General features: G+C 57.8%; 5 protein-coding genes. 1 reads left to right on the forward strand and 4 read right to left on the reverse strand.

Features of this window, described 5'->3' with window-relative positions; all coding sequences use genetic code 11:
- Window positions 1-237 precede the first annotated feature (237 nt).
- Window positions 238-1,539, forward strand: coding sequence for an ATP-grasp domain-containing protein (locus NKI79_RS25460; protein ID WP_352805466.1), 1,302 nt, complete (start codon window positions 238-240; stop codon window positions 1,537-1,539).
- On the opposite strand, the gene NKI79_RS25465 is transcribed toward NKI79_RS25460, so the two are convergent.
- The 4 genes from NKI79_RS25465 to NKI79_RS25480 form a co-directional block, all read right to left on the reverse strand.
- On the reverse strand, window positions 1,519-1,788 hold the full coding sequence (locus tag NKI79_RS25465; protein WP_352805468.1) for an ATP-binding cassette domain-containing protein: 270 nt from the start codon (window positions 1,786-1,788) through the stop codon (window positions 1,519-1,521). The two genes, NKI79_RS25460 and NKI79_RS25465, sit on opposite strands and share 21 nt — an antisense overlap.
- Window positions 1,789-2,810: 1,022 nt before the next feature.
- Window positions 2,811-3,215, reverse strand: a complete 405-nt coding sequence (locus NKI79_RS25470; protein WP_352805471.1) for an ABC transporter permease subunit — start codon at window positions 3,213-3,215, stop codon at window positions 2,811-2,813.
- A gap of 1,061 nt (window positions 3,216-4,276) precedes the next feature.
- Window positions 4,277-5,674 carry a CapA family protein gene (locus tag NKI79_RS25475; RefSeq protein ID WP_352805474.1) on the reverse strand — a complete coding sequence of 466 codons (1,398 nt, stop codon included), beginning with the start codon at window positions 5,672-5,674 and terminating at the stop codon, window positions 4,277-4,279.
- 63 nt (window positions 5,675-5,737) lie between these two features.
- Window positions 5,738-6,000: oligopeptide/dipeptide ABC transporter ATP-binding protein (locus tag NKI79_RS25480; protein ID WP_352805477.1), on the reverse strand; the 263-nt coding region annotated here is incomplete at its 5' end.

Genomic DNA, 6,000 nt, shown 5'->3' on the forward strand with positions numbered 1-6,000 from the left:
ATTGACTGTCAAACTGGCGTACCTTGAAGATCGCAACCCTGGTCGCCGGACTTCGTGCCAGCGGCCGGTAATCAAGGCGTTGAAACAGATCCTTCAACCAAATTTATAGAATCTTTGCGAGCGCAAATCGCTGAGAATAGTAGGTTGAGCGCAAAGTTTGAGGCCAGGCACGGCTAAAGCAGTTGATGCCTGTTTACGATCGTACCGCCGCAAAGCACGCAAGGGAAGTTGACGCCAATGGCAAGAAAAGCGCTCATCCTGGTTGAAGGTCATAGGGTTAATGGTCTGCTATACGTCCAAGCGGCCCAGCGTCTTGGTCTTCATCCGATTACTCTGTCGGCCGAGCCAACTCAGTACGACTATCTTGCGGCGGAAAGGCTTGAGGCAATCCGTGTCGATACAGACAATTTCGATGCGCTGATCCGCGAATGTTCCCGGCTACGTGCGACCTATGACATTGCGGGCATTACTGGCTTTGCGGGCGACGACGAGTCGATCTATACGACAGTTGGCAAGCTCTGCCGGCATTTCGATCTACCGGGACCGAACCCCGGATCGATTGAGCGATGCTGCGACAAATTCGTTCAACGTCAGCTCCTTGCAGAGGCCGACGTTCCAATACCTGCTTATCGCGTGGCGGCGAGTGCAACAGACGTGGAAAGCTCTGCCGCGGAGATCGGCCTGCCGGTGATTGTAAAGCCAGCCGTAGGCAGCGGCAGTATCGGTGTCCGACTGTGCCGCAGCGTTGATGAGTTAGCCGAACATACGAGCTACCTATTGGGCGGGAAGCATATATGGCGGTCTTCGCCGAGGATACTGGTCGAAGAATTCGCACAAGGCCCACACTATAGTGCTGACATGATGGGAAATGAACTCATTGGGATTTGTGCCGCTGAATTCGGCCTCCCACCGCATTTCGTCTTTCGTGGGTACACCCATCCGGCCCCGCTGACTGATGAGGAGCATGAGCGTGTCGCCAATGTTTCGCTGAGCTGTTCGCAAGCTCTCGGGCTTGGCTGGGGGCCATGGTCCGTTGAATTCCGGTGGACGAAGCGTGGGCCAGTCGTCATTGAAGTCAATCCGCGTCTTGCGGGTGGGCCCAATCCTCGGCTGGTTCAGCTGGCTTACGGTGTCGATCTCATCACGGCGCACATTGAGCTTGTTATCGGCGAGAAATGGAATTTGAACAGAAGGCATTCGCATGCCGCGGGCGCGCGGTTTCTGGTGCCTGATCGCGATGGCATCCTGGATTGGATCACCGGCGACTGTCAGGCGGCTGCTGTGCCAGATGTCGCCGAGGTCGCGTTGTATGTTGAGCCCAAGATGCCGATCGTCAGGAAAGGCGATCACCGAGACCGCATCGGGCATGTCGTTGCCGCTTCATCCAGCCTTGCTCAGACAGAGGCGATACTTGAGCGTGCTGTCGACTTAATTAGTTGGTCGATCTCACCATTTCCGACTCTGGGCGAACAAGGACAGTCAGAAGCCTCTCACCTTCCCGCACGAGCGGAGGTGGCGCTACCGAAAAAGCGATCGTAATAGAACATTCTTGCACTCGACAACTGGGGGGAGTTGCAGCTCAATAAGCTGTCGTCCTTCTGGCACCACCACGCCATCGAAGCGCCACGGTAACCGGTGGCCAGCCGTCGGCTCGGCGGCAATGATCAGATCCGGATTGAGCGCAATGGCACGCGCGACGCCCACGCGTCTGGCCTGCCCGCCGGAAAGCTGATGGGGGTGGCCACGAGCAAGATCCGTCGGCAAGACGTTCCGTTTCGGCTCCGGCATCGCGATCGCTTAATCCATGGATGCGGAAAGGCTCCGACAGGAGCGATTGTACGGTCAGCCGTGGCGAAAGCGAGCCGATGGGATCCTGGAACATCATTGTCATGCGCCACAGATACGGCTTACGTTCGGCCACGCTCAGTCCAGTGAGTTCCTCTCCCTCGAAGCGAATGCTGCCGCTCTCAACCCCATGATCGCGCGCGCAACTGTGGACTTGCCCGAGGCGCTTTCGCCCACAATCCAAGGGTCTCGCCCTTGCGGATTTCGAAGGACACGCCGCAGATACCGCTGTCGACGAAAGGACGCTTCGTACCCCGTGGCAAGCGCCTTCAGTGGGCCCATGGTGCGGAAGAACGCAGAGATCCTGGACGCGGCGCAGCGCGCTCATACTGATACCTTCTGTTCTTCACTGAGCAGATGGCATCGCGCTGTGCTCGAGGCCGATACGCCGTCAGCGGTGCCCTTCGGCATTCGATCGCTGTATGCAAGAAAATCCGGTTGAGTACCGGAAGATGCATCCTTCTTGGACCCCTAGAAGGTTGGGCACCTCGCCGGGAGTGGTCGGCAAAGTGGGCGTCCTTTTTCTGATCCGCCTGGATTGCATTCAAGCAGCGCGCGGGTGTGCCAACCACCTGTAAGGCTGGAGCGTTGAGCGAAACGTTGCGTAGCGCATCAACGCGGCCGTATGGAGTTCCGAAATCGAGATTAAGCCCACGGATGCCGAGAAGCGAAATGCTGGACACGTGCGACGTCGAATCATCGTGTCTCATAGGTCTTTCCGCAGCTTGAATCGAATATATCGCGCTGCGCCCCACCTAGCAGTGTGAAGCCGAGCGTGGCTAGGACGATCGGATGCTGCCAGCGATTACAGCCAGACTGTGTGCTGGATGTACGTATAGCCGTCGTAAAGAGTCGCTCTCCAATCGGGCGTGGGTGGGGGTACGCCGATTCCAAAAAGCTTAGACCTGCTGCTACGGCGATGACGAACGGAATGTCCATACTGACGAGAATTAGAGGCGCTCCGATCACGTTAGGAGCCACGTGAACGCCGAGGATGGGTCGTGCTCGCGCCCCATGCTGCGCTCCGCGGCAATGTACTCACTGTTACGCAGGGCCAGTGTCTGGTTACGGACTACACGCGCGAAGATCGGCACCGACTCTATTGCGAGGATAGAAATGAAAGTGGCCAGACTGGGCCCGAGAAGCGCGATCATCGCCATCGCGAAGATGATGCTCGGAATGGAGCGAATCGTGTCGAAGACAAGAAGGAGCACATTGTCCAGCCAAGGCGGCCCGAACCTGCGATGCGGCACCGAGTGCCAGCGCACTCTCGAGCGAGGCGAATGAGATGAGGGGCGGGATGCGACCGCCCATGATGACTCGCGAAAACGTGTCGCGACCGAGCTGATCCGTGCCCAAAAAAGATCCATTGAAGCGCCTGCCAGACGCCGCCCGACCATAATGCGGGTCGGCTCATGCGTGATGACGGCGGAGCAAAAAGCACGCTGGCCACCAAAAGCACTACAAGCCCCGCACCAAGCACGCCCAGACGGCGTTTGCGCAAGGGCAACGCGGGGGTGCGAAGGCGCTGAGGCCCGCTGCCTGATTGGCTTTGCAGTGGATTCTTCGATGCTCGCCATCCTAAAAATTCTCGCGGGTTCGTGGATCGAGCGCTGCAGCGACCAGATCGGAGAGTGTCGTCGCGGCGACAACAAGGACGCTAGTGACAAGCACGCTGTCCAGCACGACTGGATAGTTTCGCATTTCGAAGCATACTTGATCGCACCGATTCGAAGACGACCTCGATAAAAACGGCAGAAGAGACCGCCATGACAAATGAGGGGTGGCATCGTGGCCACCGCCACGATGCCAACAACCTGATCAATTGCCGATTTACGACGTACAGCCGAGTACCACCCGAAGGGCACGGCATTCGCAACCGCCCATGAGACGAAGATCAGTTCAAGCTGTAGGGTAACGGCTCAAAAACGGGTCGGCCACAGACCTCTGGCTGAACACGTCGAAACCTAGGTTGCGATGGAGCAATCCACCGAAGAACATGGCGATCTGCATGACAAGCGGTTTGTGGAGCCCATTTGCCGATAGAGCTGCGCCCTCATCTCCGGCGTGGAGCGGGGGCCGAGCAGAGCTCGCCCGTCACCGCATGGATCATCAGGAACAGAAACGTCACTGCGATAGCGACGTCGCCCGCCGTCACCCATGTGCTTCGATATCTCTCTCCGCCACCCGGCAACAGCGACGTGATCAGCCATTTCGAGCGGCTCAACTCCAACGTAAGATGTTTTGGCGACCTCACGTTGCCACCGCGCCGGTCGCTATCCACCTCCTCCTAGGATCTGAACAACTCGCCAGACCGCTCGCCCCCGCCGCGCACGATTCACTCGGCTGTCGCGAGCCCTTTTTCAGCACCCTGCTAATCTAAATTGCATCGCGACTTGGATCGGGCTGCCAATCCCGTCTGCGAGACGCCTCATATCGATGCGTCGGGCTTCAGGCTTATCACGCCAACGTCGTTCTCGATGGCGATTTGGGTTCCAAATGGCTCCGAGAGCTTTTGCAGCCGCTCCAGAATAACTCTTGCTTGCGGTGCGGCAGCGAGACGCGGCACTCCTCGATTGGCAAATCTCTTCAAGCGACCGAGCTCAATTGGATAGAGCCTCAATTCGGCAAGCTGGTTCTGTTCGAAGCGGCTGACGGCGACGACGCTCTCATAGTACACGGCGTCGGAGAGTGGCGCTACAATTCCTTCCAACGTCGGGTATCCTATTGCCACCTCGTCGACCGTCAACTCGGCGTCCGTGTGAACGCGTGGGTCTTTGCCGTATGCGTCGAATAAGTCAGCTCCTGCGGGGGTCCGGAGGTCTTCACAGAAGAAATTACCCAAGCTATAAAAGATAGGCCGCCCCTTGTAGATCTCAATGCCTCGCAACTGATGCGGTCCGTGTACAACGTATGCGTCCGCTCCACTATCAATGAGTTTGCGAGCAAACGATTGTTCGTAGTCGGGAGATTCCTGGCTCCATTCGCCGGGCTGGTGCCCGTGGTTCGTGACGATGCAGAAGTCCGAGAACTGCTTACCTCGACGAACGTTTCGTAGAATATCGGCAACATCGCGCGGGTCTGCGTCGAAGCAGTAGCCGGCTTTCTCGCCCATTTCAAATTTCATCTCAAATTCGAGTACGACGCAGCTCCTTTCTTGTTTACTGGGCTTGAAACCTGGCAACATATCACGTAGCCGTCTCAAGCTCTCGAAAATCGCCGGCGGGACTACAATGCTCTTCGTCAAGCGAAGGGCGTTGAGCCCTGCTCTGCCTGGCGCCTCCCCAGCGGCGTTGCAGGCGCGAGCCATCGGCTTGAACGATGCAGCGAATGATACCAAGGCCGCCCGACCCCGGGCAGTTTCCAGGAAGCGAGCCGCGCCGGCTTGTGCGAGATTTTCGCCTGCGCCTGCATGGACAATACCGTTCTCATCAAGCGCGCGACTTGTTTCACGCATGCCTTCAAGGCCCCAGTCCAGTGTATGATTGTTCGCGCGACTAACCATATTGAAGCCCATCGCTTTTAAGTCCGGCCCCAGCTCCGGGGCGCTGACGCAATACGCAGCACACTCAGCCTGCGGGCATCCTTTAGACTGAACATCCAAGATGTTGGTTTCCAGGTTGCCGAAAGTGACGTCGGCCTCATGAAAGATCCTGAGGACATCAGCCAAGCCTGGATGATGTCCTTTTGTTACGGGCCGCGCCAAGAGAAGGTCGCCGACTGCCGCCATCGTGAAGCCGTCTGCAACGTTCGTTTCGATTGAGCCGACCGTATCAATGCCATCGTCCTGCTGGACCGATGGGCGAGTATTATCGTCGGGCGAATTCATGTGATTTCCTATTTTGTTGCAAGCAACATTTGACTGTCGCTGTACTTGCGTTTTCTGATATCTTTAGGATTGGATCATGTGGCTGACCACATGAGCAACAGATGATCGCCTGCTCAGCCGGTTAACTTCTGTCGCCGGGGCGCGCACATGACAGGCCACGACCCGACCGTCGGCCATTGGCACCAATGGCGGCACTTCGATGCGACAACGCTCGACCGCGAGTGGGCAGCGCGGATGAAACGCGCATCCGCTCGGCGGATTGATCGGGCTTGGCACCTCGCCCTCGACGGGAGCCTTCAGCCGAACCCGCGTCGGATCCGGCACCG

Source organism: Mesorhizobium sp. M0340, assembly GCF_040321535.1.
GTDB lineage: Bacteria > Pseudomonadota > Alphaproteobacteria > Rhizobiales > Rhizobiaceae > Mesorhizobium.